Here is a 19797-nt window from a genome sequence, read left to right on the forward strand (position 1 = left end):
ATGCGGGGCACTCGCCCGGAACAGCCTGATCCGCTGACCGACCACGAGACGGTGGTCAGCGTCACCGGGCGCGACCTCGTTCAGCGCGCGGTGATGGAGCGGATGCGCGTCCGCCTCCTGGTGGCGGCGGCCGGATTCGGCTGTCTGTTCGGCGCGGTGTCGTTCAAGCTCGCTCTGGCCACGGTGCTGATGCCGATGGCGCCGGCCAAGCGGCAGATCGCGCCGCTGGTGCCGCAGATCCCCAAGATCAGCACCGACCCGCACGGGCTTCTGGCCGACGATGTCGGCCTGCCGGTGCATCGCGCCACCATCACCGACCGCAACGGCCAGATCCTGGCGATCTCCCTGCCGATGGCGGCCGTGTTCGCCAATCCGATGGAGCTGATCGACCCGGCGGATGCGGCGGACAAGCTGAAGAAGGTGCTGCCGAAGCTCGACGTGGCGGAAACGATCCAGCGCCTGTCGAGCAAGAAGCAGTTCGTTTACATCGCCCGCGACGTCACGCCCGAACAGGAACTGGCGATCAACGATCTCGGCATTCCTGGCATCTATTTCGAACCGGGCGAGAAGCGGCATTACCCGCTCGGCCGCACCGCCGCGCAGATCCTGGGCGCCGTGGACGTGGACGATCACGGCGTCGGCGGCGTGGAGCGTTTCTTCGACAAGCGCCTGTCGTCGGACAAGACGCCGCTGCGCCTGTCGATCGACGTGCGCGTGCAGGGCGTGGTGCGCGAGGAGCTGGAAGCGGCGCGGCTGCACTTCAAGGCGATCGGCGCCTGCGCCATCGTGATGGACGTGCGCTCCGGCGAGATCATCTCCATGGTCAGCCTGCCGGACTACGACGCCAACCTCTACAACAAGGCCACCGACGACGAGCGCTTCAACCGCGCCGTCACCGGCATGTACGAGCCGGGCTCGACCTTCAAGCTGCAGACGGCGGCGATGGTGCTGGAAGACGGCATCGCGCATGTGTGGGATAAGTTCTCCACCGTGCCGATCCATGTCGGACGCTTCACCATCTCCGACATGAAGACCGACCACTTCGCCCCCTGGCTGGCGATGCCGGAAGCCCTGGCGCTGTCGTCCAACCCGGCCGCGGCCCATATGGCGCTCGATGCCGGGGCCAAGCGGCAGCAGGACTGGCTGCGCAACATGGGCTTCTTCGACCGCGTGCCGGTGGAGCTGCCGGAAGCCGCGCGGCCGTTGCTGCCGCGTTTGAGCAATTGGGGCCTCTCCGCGGTGATGACGGTGGCGTTCGGCCATGGCGTCGCCGTGCCGCCTCTGGCGATCGTGCGCGGCACCGCGGCCACCGCCAATGGCGGCATCCTGATCAAGCCGACTTTGCTCGCCCGCGCCGAGCAGCAGGTGGCGAGCGACCAGACCGATCTCACCGCCGCAGCCACGGCGGCGAAGCCCCTTCTGCAGCCGGTCGCGGACACGAGGGCGCTCGACGGCGCCACCCCGAACAACCCCGACACCGACCAGGATGGCGGCGACGCGGCCTCGTCGGACAATGTGGTGCCGCAGGGCAAGCGCGTCCTGTCGGAAAACACGTCGGGGCTGCTGCGACGCATCCTGCGCATGGTGGTGGCCGGCCCGGACCAGCAGCGCACCGGCAAGCAGGCGGAGATCCCCGGCTACTTCGTCGGCGGCAAGACCGGAACGGCGGAAAAGGTCGGCCCCAACGGCGGCTATCTGAAGCACGTCAACATCACCGCCTTCACCGGCATCCTGCCGCTGAATGCACCGCGCTACGCGGTCTACGTGATGCTCGACAGCCCGCAGGCGCTGCCGGAAACCCATGGCTGGTACACCTCCGGCTGGAACGCGGTGCCGACCTGGCGCAAGATCGTCGCGCGGATCGCGCCGATGATGGGGCTGTTCCCGGTCACCACCGGCGTGGACCAGATCGAGGCGTCCCTGAGCATCCCGATGTCGCCGCCGGTCGGCACCGGTTATCGCGCACTGGGTCCGGGCAACGATCCGGGCGATCCGGCCAAGCTCGCCCGTGAGGCCAAGGAACAGGCCGCGCGCGACAAGCTCGCCGCGAAACAGGCCAAGGAAGCCGCCCGCGCCGCCGCCAGTCCCAAGACCAGGGGCGTCGATCCGCATCCGGCCGGCGCCGCCGTCCGCCAATCCGTCTCCTACGTCAGGCCGGGCAACTGATGCGCCCGACCCTGGGATCGCTGGCGGACGGGATCGTTTCCGTGCCGCCCGGCGCGGACTCGTTGCCGATCGCGGGCGTGGCGCTCGATAGCCGCCGCGTCCGGCCCGGCTTCCTGTTCGCCGCCCTGCCCGGTTCCGCGCTGGACGGCGCGCGCTTCGTTTCCGATGCCGTGGCATGCGGCGCGGTCGCGGTGCTGCTGCCGGCGGACGCGGCAGTGCCGGATGGGGCAGCAGCGATCCCCGTGCTGCGCAGCGCCGATCCGGCCGGCGCCGTCGCCCGCATCGCCGCGCGCGCGGCAGGTCCGCAGCCCGCACGCATCGCCGCCGTCACCGGCACCAACGGCAAGACCAGCACCGCCGATTTCGTCCGTCAGCTCTGGCAACTGGGCGGGCTCCGGTCCGCCAGCATCGGCACGCTCGGCGTGGTGTCCGAGCTGGACACGCTGCCCGATATCGGCCCGGTCCTGACCACGCCGGACAGCGTCGGCCTGGCGACGCTGCTGGCGGCGCTCGAACGCGGCGGCACCGACGGGGTGGCGATCGAGGCCAGTTCGCACGGGCTCGAACAGCACCGCCTGGACGGGGTGGCGATCACGGCGGCCGGCTTCAGCAATCTGAGCCGCGACCATCTGGATTATCACGGCACTCTGGACCGCTATCGCGACGCCAAGCTGGGTTTGTTCGAGCGCCTGCTGCCGACGGGCGGGGCCTGCTGCGTCAATGCCGACATAGACGCGGAGACGCTGGCCCGTCTGCGCGGCATCGCCGAGGCGCGTCGCCTGTCCTGGCGCTCGGCCGGGCTGGCGGGAGAGACGATCCGTCTGCTGGAGGCGACGCCGCGTCCGGACGGGCAGGTTCTGTCGCTCTCGGTCGACGGCACCACGCAGGACATCCGGCTTCCCCTGCCCGGCCGGTTCCAGGCCGACAACGTGCTGCTGGCGGTTCTTCTCGCCGCCTCCGACGAGGGCGAGATTCCGGCCCTGCTGCAACGCGCCGAGCGACTGACCGGCGTGCGCGGGCGCATGGAGCTGGCGGCGACGCTACCCAACGGCGCCGGCGCCTATGTCGATTACGCACACACGCCGGACGCTCTGGAGCGTCTGCTGCGCTCGCTGCGTCCGCACGTCTCGGATGCGGGCGGAAGGCTGGTGGCGGTGTTCGGCGCCGGCGGCGACCGCGATCGCGGCAAGCGTCCGCTGATGGGCGAGATCGCCGCCCGTCTCGCGGACATCGCCATCGTCACCGACGACAATCCGCGCTCGGAAGAGCCCGGTTCGATCCGTCGCGCCATTCTGGACGCGGCTCCGGGCGCCACCGAGATCGGCGACCGTCGGGAAGCGATCGCCGCCGGTCTGGCCGCCTTGCGCCCTGGCGACGTGCTGGTCGTGGCCGGCAAGGGCCATGAGCAGGGCCAGATCGTCGCCGGACAGGTGCTGCCGTTCGACGACGCCTCGGTGATCCGCGACCTGGCGGGAATCGCGGCATGAGTCCGCTTCTCTGGACCGGAGCGACGCTGGCCGAGGCGGTCTCGGGCCGTTTCCAAACCGGCACGCCCGACGGCATCACCGGCATCTCCATCGACACCCGCACCCTCCAGCCGGGCGAGCTGTTCGTGGCGCTGGTGGGCGAGAACGGCGACGGTCACGCTCATGTCGCGGCGGCGCTAGAGAAGGGTGCCGCGGCCGCGCTGGTGCATCGCGTGCCGGACGGCGTCGCGGGCGATGCGCCCCTGCTGCTGGTGGACGACACCTTCGCGGCCCTACACCGTCTGGGGCGCGCCGGGCGCGACCGGTTCAGCGGCCGCGTGGTGGCGGTGACCGGCAGCGTCGGCAAGACCACCACCAAGGAGATGCTGCGCGTGGCGCTGGGCGCGATCGGCCCGACCAGCGCGGCGCAGGCCTCGTTCAACAATCATTGGGGCGTGCCGCTGACCCTGGCGCGCATGCCGGCGGACGCCGCCTTCGCGGTGATCGAGATCGGCATGAACCATCCGGGCGAGATCGCGCCCCTGGCTGCGCTGGCGCGGCCGCACGCGGCGATCGTGTCCACGGTGGCGGCGACGCATATCGGCCATATGGGCTCCCTGCTGGCGATCGCGGAGGAGAAGGCGTCGATCTTCGGCGCGCTGGAACCGGACGGCACCGCGATCTTCCCCGCATCCGCGCCGCATGCGGACCGGCTGGATGCCCGGGCACGGGATCGCGGTGCGACGGTGTTGCGGATCGGCGAGGATGCATGGCTGGACGATCTCGTCCTGCGCGCGGACGGCACCAATGCGGTCGCCGTTCTGGGCGAGCTCCGCCTGCGCCTGCATCTCCAAGCGCCCGGACGGCATATGGCGGAGAACGCGCTGAGTTGCCTCGCGGCGGTGCGCGCGCTGGGCGCCGATCCGGCGGTCGCGGCGCAGGCCCTGGCGGCGTTCGCGCCGGGCGCCGGACGCGGCGCGCTGAAGCCGATCCTGGGCGGCGGCGTGATGCTGCTGGACGAAAGCTACAACGCGTCGGGCGCCTCGGTCCGCGCCTCCCTGGCGGTTCTGAAGCTGCTGCCGGCCAGACGGCGCGTGGTGGTTCTCGGCGACATGCTGGAGCTGGGCGAATTCGCGCGAAACGAGCACGAGGATCTCAATCCTCACGTGCGCGAATCGGCGGACATCGTTTATTGCTCCGGCTCGATGATGAAACACCTGTTCGAGACGCTGCCGGGCTCGCTCCGCGGCGCGCATGCTGCCGATGCCGCCAGCCTGGCGCCGGTCGTGCGCGACGCTTTGCGCGACGGCGACGTGGTTCTGGTGAAAGGAAGTTTCGGCAGCAGGATGCGCGACGTGGTGTCCGCGCTCACGGCCTCTTCACCCCAGGATCTGTCACCCCAGAATTTGACGCCCACGATTTCGGCGAACGCGAACTGAGATGCTCTACAATCTTTCCCACCTGCTGACGGAACAGTTCGCTCCGTTCAATCTGTTTCACTACATCACGTTCCGTTCCGGCGCGGCGTGCCTGACGGCGTTCGTGCTGAGCCTCGTGATGGGCCCGCGCGTGATCGCCCGCCTGCGACGCATCCAGCGCGAAGGCCAGCCGATCCGCGCGCTCGGCCCCGAGCGACACATCGTCGAGAAGGCCGGCACGCCCACCATGGGCGGCATCCTGATCCTGTCCACGTGGCTGCTCTCGACGCTGCTCTGGGCCGATCTGTCCAACGGCTTCGTCTGGGCGGTGATGTTCGCGACCGCCGCGTTCGGTGCGGTGGGTTTCGCGGACGATTATCTCAAGCTCTCGCGACGCAACACCAAGGGCGTCTCCAAGCGCTGGCGTCTCGGCGTCGAATTCGCATCGTCGCTGATCGCGGGCTGGTGGATCGAAAGCCTGATGCCGGCGCCGTTGTCCGACGCACTGGCGTTTCCCTTCGTCAAGGAAGCGCTGTTGCCGCTCTCCTACGCCTTCCCGATCTTCGCCATGCTGGTGATCACCGGATTCGGCAATGCGGTGAACTTCACCGACGGGCTCGACGGTCTGGCGATCGTGCCGGTGATCATCGCCGCGGTGGTGTTCGCCCTGATCTCCTACCTCGTCGGCAACCGCATCTTCGCCGACTACCTCCAGCTTCATGCGGTTCCGGGCACGGGCGAGTTGGGCGTGTTCCTGGCGGCGCTGATCGGTGCCGGGCTCGGCTTCCTGTGGTTCAACGCGCCGCCCGCCGCCGTGTTCATGGGCGATACAGGCTCGCTGTCCCTGGGCGGCGCTCTGGGTGCGGTCGCGGTCGCGGTGAAGCACGAGCTGGTGCTCTGCATCGTCGGCGGCTTGTTCGTGGTCGAGACGCTGTCGGTGATCATCCAGGTCGGCTGGTACAAGCGCACCGGCAAGCGCGTGTTCCTGATGGCGCCGCTGCACCATCATTTCGAGAAGATGGGCTGGCAGGAACCGAAGATCGTAATCCGCTTCTGGATCGTCTCCATGGTGCTGGGCCTCGCCGGTCTGGCGACGCTGAAGATCAGATGAACGGGCGCTTTCCCCCTTCGTTGTTCGCGGGCCGGCGTTTCGCCGTGCTGGGTCTCGGCCGCAATGGCGGCCCGGTGGTGCGCGCGCTGAGCGGGATGGGGGCTGCGGTGCAATGCTGGGACGATGGCGAGACGAGCCGTGCGGCTCTGGAGCCGTTGCCCGAGCGGGTGACGATGGCGCCGATCGAGCGCCTGGACGGGTTCGACGCGCTGGTGCTGTCGCCGGGCATTCCGCACATCCTGCCGAAGCCGCATCCGGTGGCGGCGATGGCGATCGCGTCCGGCGTGCCTGTCCTGTCCGATGCCGAGCTGCTGTTCCGCGCCGTGCGCGCCGCCGGCAGCCGGGCGCGTTTCGCCGGCATCACCGGCACCAACGGCAAGTCCACCACCACGGCGCTGCTGGCGCATATGCTGGAACAGGCCGGCGTGCCGGTCGCGGCAGGCGGCAATCTCGGCCCGGCCTCCCTGTCTCTGCCGCTGCTGCCGGATGACGGCGTTTATGTGCTGGAAATGTCCAGCTACATGCTGGAACGGCTCGACACGCTGCGCTTCGACGCCGCCTGCCTGCTGAACCTGTCGCCGGACCATCTCGACCGTCACGGCGACATGCGCGGCTACGAGCGCGCCAAGCTGGAGATCTTCGCCCGTCAGACGCCGGACGATCTGGCGGTGATCGGATTGGACGATCCCGACAGCCGGCGCCTGGCCGAAGCGGGTACGGCGGCGCATCTGGTCACGGTGTCGGGCGAGGAACCCGGATCGCTGTCCGGCGCCCTGTCGCGGGCGATCGCCCTGCCCGGCGCGCACAACGCCCAGAACGCGCTCGCCGCGGCGGCGATGGCCGCGCATCTGGGTCTGATCCAGGCGCAGATCGAAGCCGGCATCGAGAGCTTCGCCGGTCTGCCGCACCGCCAGCGCATCGTCGGTTCGGTCGGCGGCGTTCGCTTCGTCGACGACAGCAAGGCGACCAACGCCGATGCCGCGTCGCGCGCGCTCGGCTGCTACGAGCGGCTGGTCTGGATCGCGGGCGGGATCGCCAAGTCGGGCGGAATCGACGATCTGGTTCCGTTCTTCCCGCGCATGGCGGAAGCTCTCCTGATCGGCCGCGATGCGCCGCTGCTGGCCGCGACGCTCTCGGCGCATGCGGTGCCGCATCGCATCGTCGACACGCTGGAGCGCGCGGTGCCGGAGGCCTTCGCGACGGCCACACGGGAGCACGTTCCCGTGGTGCTGCTGTCGCCGGCCTGCGCTTCGTTCGACCAGTTCGCCTCGTTCGAGGCGCGCGGACAGGTTTTCGCCGCCCTTGTCGGCCAGTTGTCCACTCGATCCGGGGAGGCCGCCTGATGGCCCAATTCTCCCGCGCGGATAATTCCACCCTCGGCCGCTGGTGGTGGACGGTGGATCGCTGGACGCTCGGCTGCGTCGGGCTGCTGATCGGCTTCGGCTACGTGCTGATGCTGGCCGCATCCCCCTCGGTCGCCGCGCGCATCGGTGCCACGCGCGACATGTTTATCTTCAAGCAGGTGGTGTTCCTGTCCATCGCCGGGGTGATCGTGCTGGCGACCTCGATGCTCACGCCGAAAGGCGTGCGCCGATTGGCGCTGCTGGGCGGCATCGTGGCGCTCGGGCTCACGGCGATGACCCTGGTGCACGGCATGGAGATCAAGGGCGCGCGCCGCTGGATCGCCTTGCCGATGATGTCGGTGCAGCCTTCGGAATTCCTGAAACCCTGCTTCGCGGTGGTGACCGGCTGGCTGCTGGCGGAAGGCAAGAAGTCGCGCGCCTTTCCGGGCATGCTGCTGAGTGCCGGCATCTTCGCGGTGATCCTGCTGCTGCTGAAATCGCAGCCCGATATCGGCATGTTGTCGGTGATCACCTGCGTGTTCATGGCGCAGCTCTTCATCGGCGGCCTGAACCTGTTCTTCGTCGGATGCGGCGTCGCCGGCATGATGGCCGCCTTCGCCGGCGCCTATATCGCGTTTGCCCATGTGCGGTCGCGCGTCACGCGCTTCCTGCATCCCGAACAGGGCGACCACTACCAGATCGACACGGCGTTGCAGGCCTTCGGCAATGGCGGGCTGCTGGGGCGCGGTCCCGGCGAAGGCCGGGTGAAGGATCTGCTGCCGGACGCGCACGCCGATTTCGTGTTCGCCGTCGCGGGCGAAGAGTTCGGTTTGCTGGTCTGCCTGTTCATCATCGGCGTGTTCTGCTTCATCGTCGTGCGCACGCTGTTGAAGCTGCTGGCCGAGGACGATCCCTTCGTAGTGCTGGCGACCGCCGGTCTCGTCTGCGGTTTCGGTTTGCAGGCCTTCGTCAACATGGCCTCCTCACTCCATCTGATCCCGACCAAGGGCATGACGCTGCCGTTCATCTCCTATGGCGGCTCGTCTGCGATGTCGGTGGCGCTGACCATCGGCATGGTACTGGCGCTCACGCGACGGCGAACGCAGATGAGCCGCTTCGGCGACATGCCGGCGCGCCGCTCGCGCGTGTCCGGCCGGGGTGCGGCATGAACGCCCCGATCGTCATCGCCGCAGGCGGCACCGGCGGACATTTCTTTCCGGCCGAGGCGCTGGCGACCGAACTCGCCGCGCGCGGGCACACGCTGGTGCTGATGACCGACACGCGCGCCGGCCGCCGCGAGCACGGCGTGTTCGCGGACTGCGCGCAGCACGTGCTGCCGGGCAGCGGAGTCGCCGGCGGCGGCGTGGTGCGCAAGCTGCGCGGCCTCGTCTCGCTCGGACGCGGCGCGTTGCGCGCGCGGTCGATCCTGCGCGGCATCCGGCCCGCCGCCGTGGTCGGGTTCGGCGGCTACCCGTCCGTGCCGCCACTGCTGGGCGCGCGACTGCTCGGCCGCAAGCGTCCGCAGATCGTGCTGCACGAAGGCAATGCGGTGCTGGGACAGGCCAATGCGCTGCTGGCGCGTTTCGCCGATGCGATCGCCACCTCTTTCGCCCATGTCGCCAAGGTGCCGCCCGGCACCGAGACCATGCTGACCGGCATGCCGGTGCGCACCGAGATCGCCGCCGCCGCACGCGCGCCGTTCCCGGATGCGAGCGAAGAAATCCGTTTGCTGGTCTGGGGCGGATCGCTCGGCGCGCGCGTGTTCGCCGATGTGGTGCCGCAGACCCTGGCCGCCCTGCCGGACGCGTTGCGGGCGCGTCTGCGCGTCACGCAGCAGGCGCGCAAGGAGGATCTGGAGCGCGTGCGCGCCGCCTATGCGCAGGCCGGCATCGAGGCCGAAGTGGCGCCGTTCTTCGATCGCGTCGCGCAGCGTCTTTCGGCGGCACATCTGGTGATCGGCCGGGCGGGCGGTTCGTCGGTGGCCGAACTGGCGATGGTGGGACGCGCGTCCATCATGGTGCCGCTGCCGATCGCGGCCTCGGACGAGCAATCGGCCAATGCCGATGCGCTGGTGCAGGCGGGCGGCGGCTGGATGCTGCGCCAGTCCGGCTTTACGCCCGAAGCCCTGGGCGAATTGCTGCGCGAATTGCTGGCCCAGCCCGCCGCGCTGGAGACGGCCGCACGCGCGGCGGCGGGACTCGGACGGCCGGATGCGGCTTCCGCCCTGGCCGATCTGGTGGAGCGCCGCATCGCGCACGCCTGCGGAACGACCGGCGCCGACGGCTTGCGCTCGGAACCGGACCGTTCCATCCCACCGCGAGGTCAACCCCAAGCGTCCGGGACGATGCGCGTATGAGAGCCCTTCCCCTTTCCATCGGCACCATCCATTTCGTGGGGATCGGCGGCATCGGCATGTCCGGCATCGCCCAGGTGCTGCACAATCTGGGCTACGTCGTGCAGGGCAGCGACATCAGCGAGAGCGCCAACGTGCAGCGCCTGCGCGCCACCGGGATCAAGGTTTCGGTCGGCCATCACGAGGACAATCTCGGCGATGCCCGCGTGGTGGTGACCTCCACCGCCGTGAAGCGCGACAATCCGGAAGTGGTGGCCGCCCGCGCCAAGCTGATCCCGGTGGTGCGCCGCGCCGAGATGCTGGCCGAGCTGATGCGTCTGCGCTGGTCGGTGGCGATCGGCGGCACGCACGGCAAGACCACCACCACCTCGCTGGTCGCCGCGATGCTGGATGCGGCCAAGCTCGATCCGACCGTGATCAACGGCGGCATCATCGAAGCGTACGGCTCCAACACGCGCATGGGCGAAGGCGACTGGATGGTGGTGGAGGCGGATGAGAGCGACGGCTCCTTCCTGCGCCTGCCGGCCGTGATCGCCGTGGTCACCAACATGGACCCGGAGCATCTCGACCATTGGGGCACGCCCGAGGCGATGATGCAGGCCTACGACCAGTTCGTCAGCAACATCCCGTTCTACGGCTTCGCGGTTCTGTGCGTGGATCATCCCAACGTGCAGCAGATGATTCCGCGCTTGTCCGATCATCGAGTCATCACCTACGGATTCTCGCCGCAGGCCGATGTGCGCGCCGAGCGTCTCGTCGCCGACAAGCGCGGCGCCACGTTCGAGGTGATGGTGACGGATCGCGCGCGCAGTCGCACGCGCAAGCTCGGCCCGTTCCGTCTGCCGATGCTAGGCCAGCATAACGTCCAGAACGCGCTCGCGGCGATCGCGGTTGCAGTGGAAATGGAGATCGACGAGGGCACGATCCGCTCCGCGCTCGCCGATTTCCGCGGCGTGAAGCGCCGCTTCACCCGCACCGGCGAGGCGGGCGGCATCACCGTGGTCGACGATTACGGCCATCATCCGGTCGAGATCGCGGCCGTGCTGAAGGCGGCGCGTCAGGCCGGCGCGCGCGACGTGGTGGCGATCGTGCAGCCGCATCGCTATTCGCGTCTGCAGACGCTGTTCTCCGAGTTCTGCACCTGCATGAACGACGCCGGCACCGTCATCATCGCCGACGTCTACGCCGCGGGCGAAGCGCCGATCGAGGGCATGGACCGCGACGCGCTGGTGGACGGCCTGCGCGCGTCCGGGCATCGCTCGGTGGTGCCGCTGCCGGGGCCGGAGCATCTCGCCGAGATGGTGCACGCCATCGCCCGTCCAGGCGATTTCGTGATCTGCCTCGGCGCCGGCAACATCACCACTTGGGCGCAGGCGCTGCCGGAACAGCTCGCGGCGCTACAGAAGAATCGCGGCGGACACGCGGCATGAACGCGTCTCCCCGCCCCGTGACAGAAGGTCTCGCCACCAGCCTGGGCGCCATGCCCGCGGTGCGCGGCCGTCTGGACCAGAACGCGCCGCTCGGCGCGCAAAGCTGGTTCGGCGTCGGCGGGGCGGCGGAGCTGTTGCTGCGTCCGGCCGATGCGGAGGATCTGTCCGCGTTCCTGGGCGTGCTGCCGCCGGAACTGCCGGTGCTGTGCATCGGCAAGGCCTCCAACCTGATCATCCGCGACGGCGGCATTCAGGGCGTGGTGATCAAGCTCGCGCGCGGCTTTTCCGACGTCGCGGTGGATGGCGACGGCATCGTCTGCGGCGCGGCCTGCCTCGACATGACGGTGGCGGAACATGCCGCCGCCGCCGGTCTGCGCGGGCTCGAATTCCTGGCCGGTATCCCGGGCTCGATCGGCGGGGCGGTGGCGATGAATGCCGGCGCCTACGGGGCCGAGATCACCGACGTGCTCGACTGGGCCGAGATCGTGAACCGCAACGGTCAGTTCCTGCGCCTGCCGGTGGAAGCGCTCGGCTTCGGCTATCGCCGCTCCTCGCTGCCGAAAAGCGCGGTGGTGGTGCGGGCGCGTCTGCGCGGCATTCCGGGCGACCCGGCGGCGGCACGGGCGCGGATCGCCGAGATCAAGGCCGCGCGCGAGGCGTCGCAGCCGGTGCGCGCCCGCACCGGCGGCTCGACCTTCCGAAACCCGACCGCCAAGGAAAGTGCCTCCAAGGCCTGGCAGCTGATCGACGAGGCCGGCTGCCGTGGCCTGCGCCTCGGCGGCGCGCAGGTGAGCGAAAAACACTGCAACTTCCTGCTCAATACCGGCGACGCCACCGCCGCCGATATCGAGGGTCTGGGCGAGCAGGTGCGCCGTCGCGTGCGGGAACAGTCCGGTGTCGACCTGCACTGGGAAATCAAGCGGCTGGGCCTGCCCGGCGTGCCGGGGAGCGACGCGGCATGAAGACGAAACCCAGCGTCGCCGTTCTGATGGGCGGATTGTCCTCCGAGCGCGCCGTCAGCCTCTCCTCCGGCCAGGGCGTGCTGAGCGCGCTGCTGGAAGCGGGCTATCCGGCACGCGGCATTGATCCGGGCGCCGATCTGGGCGCGCTGGTCGGCGATCTGTCCGCCGATCGCCCGGACGTGGTGTTCAACGCCCTGCACGGACGCTTCGGCGAAGACGGGGTGATCCAGGGCGTGCTGGACTGGATGAACATTCCCTACACCCATTCCGGCGTGCGCGCCTCCGCCGTGGCGATGGACAAGGACGCCGCGCGCGCCGCCTTCGCCGCGGCCGGCCTGCCGATCGCGCGCGGCCGCGTGGTGGAGATTACGCATTTCGCCGAAGCCGATCCGCTGCCCTGCCCCTACGTCATCAAGCCGCTGAACGAGGGCTCCTCGGTCGGCGTCGACATCGTTCGTGCCGGCAGCAACCGGCGCGCGGAGATCGTCTCGGCCTGGTCCTACGGCCCCACCGCTTTGGTCGAGGAGTTCATCCCCGGGCGCGAGATCACCGTGGGCGTTCTGGGCGGCGAGGACGGCGATATCGGTCCGCTCACCGTCACCGACATCACGCCGAACCCCGAAGTGGCGCACGGCTTCTACGATTACGACGCCAAATACGCCTCGGGCGGCTCCAAGCACGTGCTTCCGGCGACGATCCACCCCGAGGCCTTCGCGGAGGCGATGCGTCTGGCCCTGCTGGCGCATCGCGCACTCGGCTGCCGCGGCGCGACCCGGTCGGATTTCCGCTACGACGACACGGTGCACGGCGACAAGCAACCGGGCCGTCTGGTGCTGCTGGAAGTGAACACACAGCCGGGCCTGACGCCGACCTCGCTTCTGCCCGAGCAGGCGGCCTTTCGCGGCATCCCGTTCGCCGAATTGTGCGGCTGGATGGTGGAGAACGCCCGATGCCGCGTGTGAACCCCCGCACACGGCCCACCGGCGGGCTGATGGACCGCCCGTCGCCGGCGGTCATCTTCCTGCGTCGCCAGAAACGCCTGCTGCGGCCGGCGCTGGGCGGCTGCGTGCTGCTGGGGCTGGTGGGCGGCGGCGTCTGGTTCGCGCATCTGATGAACGACGAGGCCCGGTTCGCGCCGCTCCGCGCCGAACTCGGCGCCAAGGCGGCGCTGCACGTCGCCAAGATCGAGATCTACGGTCGCGACATGACGCCGGAATCGTCCGTGCTGCAGGCCCTGGGCGTGTCGGTCGGCGACGACATTCTCGGGTTCTCGGTGGAGGAAGCCCGCAAGCGCCTCGACGCACTCACCTTCGTGGAACATTCCACCGTGGAGCGCCGCCTGCCCGGCACCATCGTGGTGCATCTGCAGGAGCGCCGCCCCTATGCCGTCTGGCAGAACCAGGGCCGCTTCGTCCTGATCGACCGCAACGGCCAGGTGGTCGCCGACCAGGGCATGAACGGCAAGGACGCGGAAGCCTTCGCCCAGTTGCCGCTGGTGGTGGGCGCCGGTGCGCCGCAGGCGGCGGAAGGGCTGATCGAGGCGCTGGCGGCACAGCCCGACGTGCGCACCCATGTCGTGGCCGCGGTGCGCGTCGGCATGCGACGCTGGAACCTCACTTTGCGCAATGGCTGCGACGTTCTGTTGCCCGAGGGCGCCGAGACGCAGGCCCTGGCCCGTCTGGCCCAACTCCAGCACGACCACCAGCTTCTGGTCCGCCCACTGGAAGCGATCGACATGCGCCTGCCGGACCGCCTGGTGATCCGTCCGCGCCCGGCTCCGGCGCCGGACCCCGATGCCGCCGATGGAACCGCGACCGACGCGCAGGCCGCGGATACGGGCGCCGACCATCCAGCGACCGCACGCCCCGCGTCGACCGTCACACGGAAGGCGAGGCCGGCGCCGAACCCCCATTCGGCGGTTGGTTCGGGCCCGCAGCACGGCGATAATGGCGACACCGGTGCCGATTCGCTCCCCGACGGAGGCGCCGATCAGGCCCCTGATTCGGGCAGGAGGCCCGCGTGAGCGACCTGACGCTGATCCCGCCGAGCGACCCGCCGCCCCGCGCCAAGCGCTCCCGCGCCCGCCGTCCGGCCGCCGAATCCAAGCTGCCCCCGGTGATCACCGCCCCGGCGCCCGAACAATCGCGCATGCTGGCGCTGCCGCCGGCCGAGTCCGGCCAGCCGCGCAAGCGCCCCTACCGCCCCGGCACGTTCGGCGTGCTGGATATCGGCACCACCAAGATCACCTGCCTGATCGGACGCGGCGAGCCGGACGGCACGTTGCGCGTCACTGGCTGCGGCTGGCAGCGCTCGCGCGGCGTCCGTCTGGGCGGAATCACCGATCTGGCCGAGGCTGAGCGCGCCATACGCGCCGCGGTCGGTCAGGCCGAGAGCCAGGCCGACCACCATCTGCGCTCCGTCACGGTGAACCTCTCCTGCGGCCAGCCGGAAAGCCGGCTGTTCAACGTGCGCTGGCCGGTGGGCGGCCGCATGGTCGGCGATGCCGATATCCGCCGCGTGGTGAACGAGGGCCGCAACCGCGCCGTGACCGACGGGCGCGACGTGATCCATGCCCTGCCGCTGGCCTTCTCGGTGGACGAGACCACCGGGGTGGAAGATCCGCGCGGCCATCATTGCGACCAGCTCGCCGCCCGCCTCCACGTGGTCGATGCGGCCTCCATGGCGCTGCGCAACCTCACCGCCGTTCTGGCCCGCTGCGATCTCGACATCGCCGAGCTGGTGGCGGCCCCGCTCGCCTCCGGTCTGTCGGTCCTGGTGGAGGACGAGCGCGAACTCGGCGCCACCGTGGTGGACATGGGCGGCGGCACCACCTCGCTCGCCGTGTTCGCCGACGGGCAGATCCTGCACACGGCGCAGCTCCCCGTGGGCGGCCTGCACGTCACCAAGGACATCGCCGGCATGATCTCCACCCCGCTCGGCTCGGCCGAACGGTTGAAGGTGATCTACGGCAACGCCGAAAGCTCGTCCGACGACGAGCGCGAGCTGGTGAACGTGCAGCAGATCGGCGAGGACGAGCACCAGTTCACGCGCGTGCCGCGCGCCCGCATCGTGAGCGTGATCCGTCCCCGCATCGAGGAAACCTTCGAGCTGGTGCGCGACCGTCTCGACAGCGCCGGTCTCGGCAAGCATAGCGGCGGCCCCGGCGGCGGACGTGTGATCCTGACCGGCGGCGCCTCCCAGCTCGACGGGATCGGCCCGATGGCCGCCCGGATCCTGGACCGTCAGGTACGGCTCGGCCGCCCGATCGGCGTGCGCGGCCTGCCGGACAACGCCACCGGCCCCGGCTTCGCAACCGCAGTCGGCCTGCTGGCCTGGGCGGCAGGTGCCGGACGCACCCTCGCCGATATCGACCTGTCCGAACCGAGACCGCCCGGCTTCATGCGCCGTCTGGTCGAATTCCTCAGGGAGCGCGTCTGAGATGAGACGATGGCGCCCCCCTCTCCCCTGTCCGGACGACAGAACGTCGCCCCCGCCCCGATACCGCCCCGCCCAAGACCATAAGTTTTTGCCCCTCACGGGAGACCGTCCATGACCCTGAACCTGACCATCCCGACCCAGACCTATTCCGACTTCACGCCGCGCATCACCGTGATCGGCGTCGGCGGCGGCGGCACCAATGCGGTCGACAACATGATCCAGCTCCAGCTGGCAGGCGTGGAGTTCGTGGTCGCCAACACCGACGCGCAGCAGCTCACCCATAGCCGTGCCGACCGGCGCATCCAGCTCGGCCCGCATCTGACGCAAGGCCTGGGCGCCGGCGCCAAGCCGGAAATCGGCCGGGCGGCGGCGGAAGAAGCGGCGGACGAGCTGGCGCGTCACATGGACGGCGCGCACATGGTGTTCATCACCGCCGGCATGGGCGGTGGCACCGGCACGGGTGCAGCCCCGGTGATCGCCCGCATGGCGCGCGAGCGCGGCATCCTGACGGTGGGCGTGGTCACCAAGCCGTTCACCTTCGAAGGCGTGCGACGCGCCAAGGCCGCCGATGCCGGCATCGCCGAACTGCAGCAGTTCGTGGACACGCTGATCGTGATCCCGAACCAGAACCTGTTCCGTCTGGCCAATGAGCGCACCGGCTGGAAGGAAGCGTTCAAGATGGCCGACCACGTGCTCTACATGGGCGTGCGCGGCGTGACCGACCTGATGGTCGCCCCCGGCCTCGTCAATCTCGACTTCGCCGACATCCGCACCGTGATGGCGGAGATGGGCAAGGCGATGATGGGCACCGGTGAGGCGGACGGCGACAACCGCGCCATCCGCGCGGCGGAAGCGGCGATCTCCAACCCGCTGCTGGAAGACACCTCCATGGCCGGCGCGCGCGGCCTGCTGATCAACATCACCGGCGGCGAGGACATGACGCTGTTCGAGGTGGATCAGGCCGCCAACCGCATCCGCGAGGAAGTGGCCGAGGACGCCAACATCATCTTCGGTTCGGCAATCGACGAGAACCTCGCCGGACGCGTCCGCGTGTCCGTGGTCGCCACCGGCATCGACACCCCGATCCAGCATGCCGACCGTCCGCGCCTCGTCGCCGTGGGCGGCGCCGCGGCCGAGCCCGCCCCGGCCGCGGCGCCGACCCATACCGGCCCGATCGGCGCACCGGTGCTGGCGTCACAGCCCGCTCATGCCGAGCCGGCCGCCCCGCCGGCTCCGGCGCATACCGCCGCGCCGCATGCCGCTGCTCCGGCCCACGCCACGCCGACCTCGATCGGCGCGCTGCGGCCGGCCATGCCGCATTATCAGGCCGAAGCCGGCGCCAGCGCTCCTCCGGCGCACGCCCTGCCGCATCAGCTGCCGAATGCCCGTCCGGCGGTGCAGCGCGGCGGTCTGTTCTCCGAGCCGCCGCGTCAGGCCGAGCCGGCCCCGGTGGCCGCGCCGCGCTCCTTGTTCGGCATCGTCACCGGCGCCCTGCGCGGCCGTCCGGCAGCGGCACCGCAGGCCCCCGCTCCGCAGGCCTCGGTGACGCGCGCCGAGCCGACCATCCACGAGCAGGAACCGTCCGCCACCGTGCGTCCGGCCGCCACGGACGAAGTCGGCCTCGACATTCCGGCCTTCCTGCGCCGCCAGAGCAACTGAGCGCGGTGTGATCGCTCAATAATCGCTCTGGCCGCTTTGGGCCCCGAAACGGCGCCGCCGGTGGTTCTCCACCGGCGGCGTTTTCGTTTCGAATACGGCGTCGCCACGGGCACGAATCCGACCAGGGACGTTGCACGTCACGGCACGCTCGCGGTCCGGTGACCCGCCCGCTTCCCCGGCCGCCGGCGCTGGCGCGAATCACCGCCCCCCCTGTCCCGACTGCGAACCGCTCCGGCCGCGAAGCGAAATCTATCCCGGTCTTTTCCAATGATTTCAAGTCTTTATACCGAAACAACCGGCAATAATCATTGACTGGCGGTTAACCACCGGCCCGTCTATCCCTCAGTCTTGCCACGATCCGCAGCACCAATGCGGGCGAACGGAGGACACGGAATGGACGGTATGCAGGTGGGAACGATCGGCGATCTGCACGTCCCCGCACACTCCGTGCGCGAGACCGCCCTCTCGTTCCGGTCCACCGATGCCGGCACCCAGCAGACAATCCGCAACCCGATCTCCTGCGCCGGAATCGGCCTGCATGGCGGGCTGCCCGTCACCCTCACCTTCCGCCCGGCAGCTGTCGGCACCGGAATCGTGTTTCGCCGCACCGATCTCGGCACCGAGGTCCAGGCCCGGTTCGACGGTGTGATCGACACCCGCCTCTGCACCGTTCTGGCGCCCGAGGGTCGGCCGGATGCGCGCGTCGCCACCGTCGAGCACGTAATGGCCGCGCTGATCGCCGCGGGCATCGACAACGTCCGGGTGGATGTCGACGGACCGGAAATGCCGGTCCTGGACGGCTCCAGCGAGCCCTTCCTGTTTCTGCTGGATTGCGCCGGACGCGTCGCGCAGGACACGCCGCGCACGGTGATCGAGGTGCTGAAGACCGTGCGCGTCGAGGACAAGGACGCCTTTGCCGAACTGCGCCCCAGCCGCGCGCCGGGGTTGAGCCTGGCCCTTTCCATCGCCTTCGACGCCGCCGCGATCGGCCGTCAGGCCTACACCATGCGCCTGTCCGAACAGGGCTTCCGCAGCGAGCTGGCAGATTGCCGCACCTTCACGCTCCGCTCTGAGATCGAGGCGATGCGTGCGGCCGGGCTCGCCCGTGGCGGCTCGCTCGACAATGCCGTGGTGGTGGATGGCGCCCAGGTGATGAACCCGGCCGGGCTGCGCCGCCCGAACGAGTTCGTGCGACACAAGATGCTGGATGCGGTGGGCGATCTGGCCCTGGCCGGTCACCCGCTCCAGGGCGCGTTCATCGGCCACCGCTCCGGGCACGGCCTGAACAACCGTCTGCTGCGCGCGCTGATGGCCGATCGCGACGCATGGCGCCTCGCGGGCTGGAACGGCCGCGCCCGCGCCGCCTGACCGCCTCGGCGTGACTCCGGCAAATCGTGCCGGATCGCAACGGCTTCCCGCCAGACCGTCGCGTGATATAAGGCGATCCCTTTCCATCAACGCCGGCAGGTCGATGTCGCTTACTTCTTGGCACCTTTCGCGCCTTGCCCCGGCTTCCCTTCTGCTCGGCCTGATGGCGGTCCCGCTCGCGGGCTGCGAGACGCTCGACAGCATCAACCCGTTTTCCGCTTCCAAGGCGCCCGTCGGAGAGCCCGCCGGCCCGCCGACACCTGAAGGTCTCTACAACAACGGCATCGATGCGCTGCACACCAAGCGCTACAAGCTCGCCGTTTCCCAGTTCGAGACCATCCAGCAGAACTTCCCGTATTCGGGCTACACCGCCAACGCTCAGCTGATGGAAGGCTATGCCTACTATCTGCAGCAGAGCTATCCGGACGCGGTGCAGCAGATCGACCGCTTCCTGCAGCTGCATCCGACCAGCGACGACGCAGCCTATGCGTATTACCTGCGCGCCCTCTGCTATTACGAGCAGATCGCCGACATCCAGCGCGACCAGCAGGGCACGGTTCAGGCGATGAACGCGCTCCAGGACGTGGTGACGCGTTTCCCCGACACCGCCTATGCCCGCGATGCCCGCCTCAAGATCGATCTCTGCCGCGACCATCTCGCCGGCAAGGAAATGCTGGTGGGCCGCTACTACGAGCGGCAGCACGATTATGCGGCGGCCATCAACCGCTACCAGCGCGTGGTGCAGGATTTCCAGACCACCAACCATGCCGCGGAAGCGCTCGCCCGTCTGGTCGAGGTCGATCTCAAACTCGGCCTGACCGATCAGGCACGGCGCAACGCTTCCGTGCTCGGCTACAACTACCCCGGCAGCCCCTGGTATCAGGACGCCTACAGCAATCTGCGCCGCTCGAACGCGTTGCAGCCGAGCGACGTCCCGCCCGGTCAGCCGATCTCCGGAACGGCCGCGCCGGTCGCGGACGGATCCGCCCCGCCGGCCGCCGACGCGACTCCCGCCGCCGCCCCGGTCCCGGTGAAGCAGAAGCGCGGATTCTTCGGCCGCATGGTCCACTCGGTGTTCTGATC

General features: G+C 69.7%; 15 protein-coding genes. All 15 read left to right on the forward strand.

The genetic code is table 11. From position 1 onward, the window contains the following. The 15 genes from ACZ5BM_RS03595 (at nt 1) to ACZ5BM_RS03665 (ending at nt 19795) form a co-directional block, all read left to right on the forward strand. Complete coding sequence (locus ACZ5BM_RS03595; protein WP_498909995.1) at nt 1-2166, forward strand: peptidoglycan D,D-transpeptidase FtsI family protein; 2166 nt, start codon at nt 1-3, stop codon at nt 2164-2166. After that, nucleotides 2166-3653 carry a Mur ligase family protein gene (locus tag ACZ5BM_RS03600; protein WP_498909996.1) on the forward strand — a complete coding sequence of 496 codons (1488 nt, stop codon included), beginning with the start codon at nt 2166-2168 and terminating at the stop codon, nt 3651-3653. The genes ACZ5BM_RS03595 and ACZ5BM_RS03600 overlap by 1 nt, the downstream gene beginning before the upstream one ends. Further along, nucleotides 3650-5071, forward strand: coding sequence for a UDP-N-acetylmuramoyl-tripeptide--D-alanyl-D-alanine ligase (locus ACZ5BM_RS03605; protein WP_498909997.1), 1422 nt, complete (start codon nt 3650-3652; stop codon nt 5069-5071). The genes ACZ5BM_RS03600 and ACZ5BM_RS03605 overlap by 4 nt, the downstream gene beginning before the upstream one ends. 1 nt (nt 5072) lies before the next feature. Next, complete coding sequence (gene mraY, locus ACZ5BM_RS03610) at nt 5073-6161, forward strand: phospho-N-acetylmuramoyl-pentapeptide-transferase (protein WP_498909998.1); 1089 nt, start codon at nt 5073-5075, stop codon at nt 6159-6161. Next, nucleotides 6158-7504, forward strand: coding sequence for a Mur ligase family protein (murD, locus tag ACZ5BM_RS03615; RefSeq protein WP_498910000.1), 1347 nt, complete (start codon nt 6158-6160; stop codon nt 7502-7504). Before mraY ends, murD begins: the two co-directional genes overlap by 4 nt. After that, the gene (locus ACZ5BM_RS03620) at nt 7504-8673 is read left to right on the forward strand and encodes an FtsW/RodA/SpoVE family cell cycle protein (protein WP_498910001.1); all 1170 of its coding nucleotides are present in this window, start codon (nt 7504-7506) and stop codon (nt 8671-8673) included. Before murD ends, ACZ5BM_RS03620 begins: the two co-directional genes overlap by 1 nt. Continuing rightward, entirely contained in the window at nt 8670-9860 is a 1191-nt protein-coding gene (gene murG, locus ACZ5BM_RS03625; RefSeq protein ID WP_498910002.1) for a UDP-N-acetylglucosamine--N-acetylmuramyl-(pentapeptide) pyrophosphoryl-undecaprenol N-acetylglucosamine transferase, read from the forward strand. Before ACZ5BM_RS03620 ends, murG begins: the two co-directional genes overlap by 4 nt. Continuing rightward, nucleotides 9857-11287 carry a UDP-N-acetylmuramate--L-alanine ligase gene (gene murC, locus ACZ5BM_RS03630; RefSeq protein WP_498910003.1) on the forward strand — a complete coding sequence of 477 codons (1431 nt, stop codon included), beginning with the start codon at nt 9857-9859 and terminating at the stop codon, nt 11285-11287. The genes murG and murC overlap by 4 nt, the downstream gene beginning before the upstream one ends. Continuing rightward, on the forward strand, nt 11284-12249 hold the full coding sequence (gene murB / locus ACZ5BM_RS03635) for a UDP-N-acetylmuramate dehydrogenase (RefSeq protein ID WP_498910004.1): 966 nt from the start codon (nt 11284-11286) through the stop codon (nt 12247-12249). The genes murC and murB overlap by 4 nt, the downstream gene beginning before the upstream one ends. Beyond that, the gene (locus ACZ5BM_RS03640) at nt 12246-13211 is read left to right on the forward strand and encodes a D-alanine--D-alanine ligase (protein ID WP_498910005.1); all 966 of its coding nucleotides are present in this window, start codon (nt 12246-12248) and stop codon (nt 13209-13211) included. Before murB ends, ACZ5BM_RS03640 begins: the two co-directional genes overlap by 4 nt. Then, the gene (locus tag ACZ5BM_RS03645) at nt 13199-14272 is read left to right on the forward strand and encodes a cell division protein FtsQ/DivIB (protein ID WP_498910006.1); all 1074 of its coding nucleotides are present in this window, start codon (nt 13199-13201) and stop codon (nt 14270-14272) included. The genes ACZ5BM_RS03640 and ACZ5BM_RS03645 overlap by 13 nt, the downstream gene beginning before the upstream one ends. A gap of 125 nt (nt 14273-14397) precedes the next feature. Next, nucleotides 14398-15687 carry a cell division protein FtsA gene (ftsA, locus tag ACZ5BM_RS03650; protein ID WP_498911469.1) on the forward strand — a complete coding sequence of 430 codons (1290 nt, stop codon included), beginning with the start codon at nt 14398-14400 and terminating at the stop codon, nt 15685-15687. Nucleotides 15688-15798: 111 nt separating this feature from the next. Beyond that, the gene (gene ftsZ / locus ACZ5BM_RS03655; RefSeq protein WP_498910007.1) at nt 15799-17346 is read left to right on the forward strand and encodes a cell division protein FtsZ; all 1548 of its coding nucleotides are present in this window, start codon (nt 15799-15801) and stop codon (nt 17344-17346) included. 393 nt (nt 17347-17739) lie between these two features. Further along, on the forward strand, nt 17740-18714 hold the full coding sequence (gene lpxC, locus ACZ5BM_RS03660) for a UDP-3-O-acyl-N-acetylglucosamine deacetylase (RefSeq protein WP_498910008.1): 975 nt from the start codon (nt 17740-17742) through the stop codon (nt 18712-18714). Between the two features lie 103 nt (nt 18715-18817). Then, nucleotides 18818-19795 carry an outer membrane protein assembly factor BamD gene (locus tag ACZ5BM_RS03665; protein WP_498910009.1) on the forward strand — a complete coding sequence of 326 codons (978 nt, stop codon included), beginning with the start codon at nt 18818-18820 and terminating at the stop codon, nt 19793-19795. The last annotated feature ends 2 nt before the right edge of the window (nt 19796-19797 follow it).

It is taken from the genome of Lichenicola sp. GTC18331, from assembly GCF_055386855.1.

Coding starts and splice junctions, on each gene's coding strand:
- ACZ5BM_RS03620 (WP_498910001.1), top strand. CDS start 7,504: ATGGCCCAATTCTCCCGCGCGGATAATTCCACCCTCGGCCGCTGGTGG.
- ACZ5BM_RS03605 (WP_498909997.1), top strand. CDS start 3,650: ATGAGTCCGCTTCTCTGGACCGGAGCGACGCTGGCCGAGGCGGTCTCG.
- ACZ5BM_RS03600 (WP_498909996.1), top strand. CDS start 2,166: ATGCGCCCGACCCTGGGATCGCTGGCGGACGGGATCGTTTCCGTGCCG.
- ftsA (WP_498911469.1), top strand. CDS start 14,398: ATGCTGGCGCTGCCGCCGGCCGAGTCCGGCCAGCCGCGCAAGCGCCCC.
- ACZ5BM_RS03645 (WP_498910006.1), top strand. CDS start 13,199: ATGCCGCGTGTGAACCCCCGCACACGGCCCACCGGCGGGCTGATGGAC.
- ACZ5BM_RS03665 (WP_498910009.1), top strand. CDS start 18,818: ATGTCGCTTACTTCTTGGCACCTTTCGCGCCTTGCCCCGGCTTCCCTT.
- ftsZ (WP_498910007.1), top strand. CDS start 15,799: ATGACCCTGAACCTGACCATCCCGACCCAGACCTATTCCGACTTCACG.
- murB (WP_498910004.1), top strand. CDS start 11,284: ATGAACGCGTCTCCCCGCCCCGTGACAGAAGGTCTCGCCACCAGCCTG.
- mraY (WP_498909998.1), top strand. CDS start 5,073: ATGCTCTACAATCTTTCCCACCTGCTGACGGAACAGTTCGCTCCGTTC.
- murD (WP_498910000.1), top strand. CDS start 6,158: ATGAACGGGCGCTTTCCCCCTTCGTTGTTCGCGGGCCGGCGTTTCGCC.
- lpxC (WP_498910008.1), top strand. CDS start 17,740: ATGGACGGTATGCAGGTGGGAACGATCGGCGATCTGCACGTCCCCGCA.
- ACZ5BM_RS03640 (WP_498910005.1), top strand. CDS start 12,246: ATGAAGACGAAACCCAGCGTCGCCGTTCTGATGGGCGGATTGTCCTCC.
- murC (WP_498910003.1), top strand. CDS start 9,857: ATGAGAGCCCTTCCCCTTTCCATCGGCACCATCCATTTCGTGGGGATC.
- ACZ5BM_RS03595 (WP_498909995.1), top strand. CDS start 1: ATGCGGGGCACTCGCCCGGAACAGCCTGATCCGCTGACCGACCACGAG.
- murG (WP_498910002.1), top strand. CDS start 8,670: ATGAACGCCCCGATCGTCATCGCCGCAGGCGGCACCGGCGGACATTTC.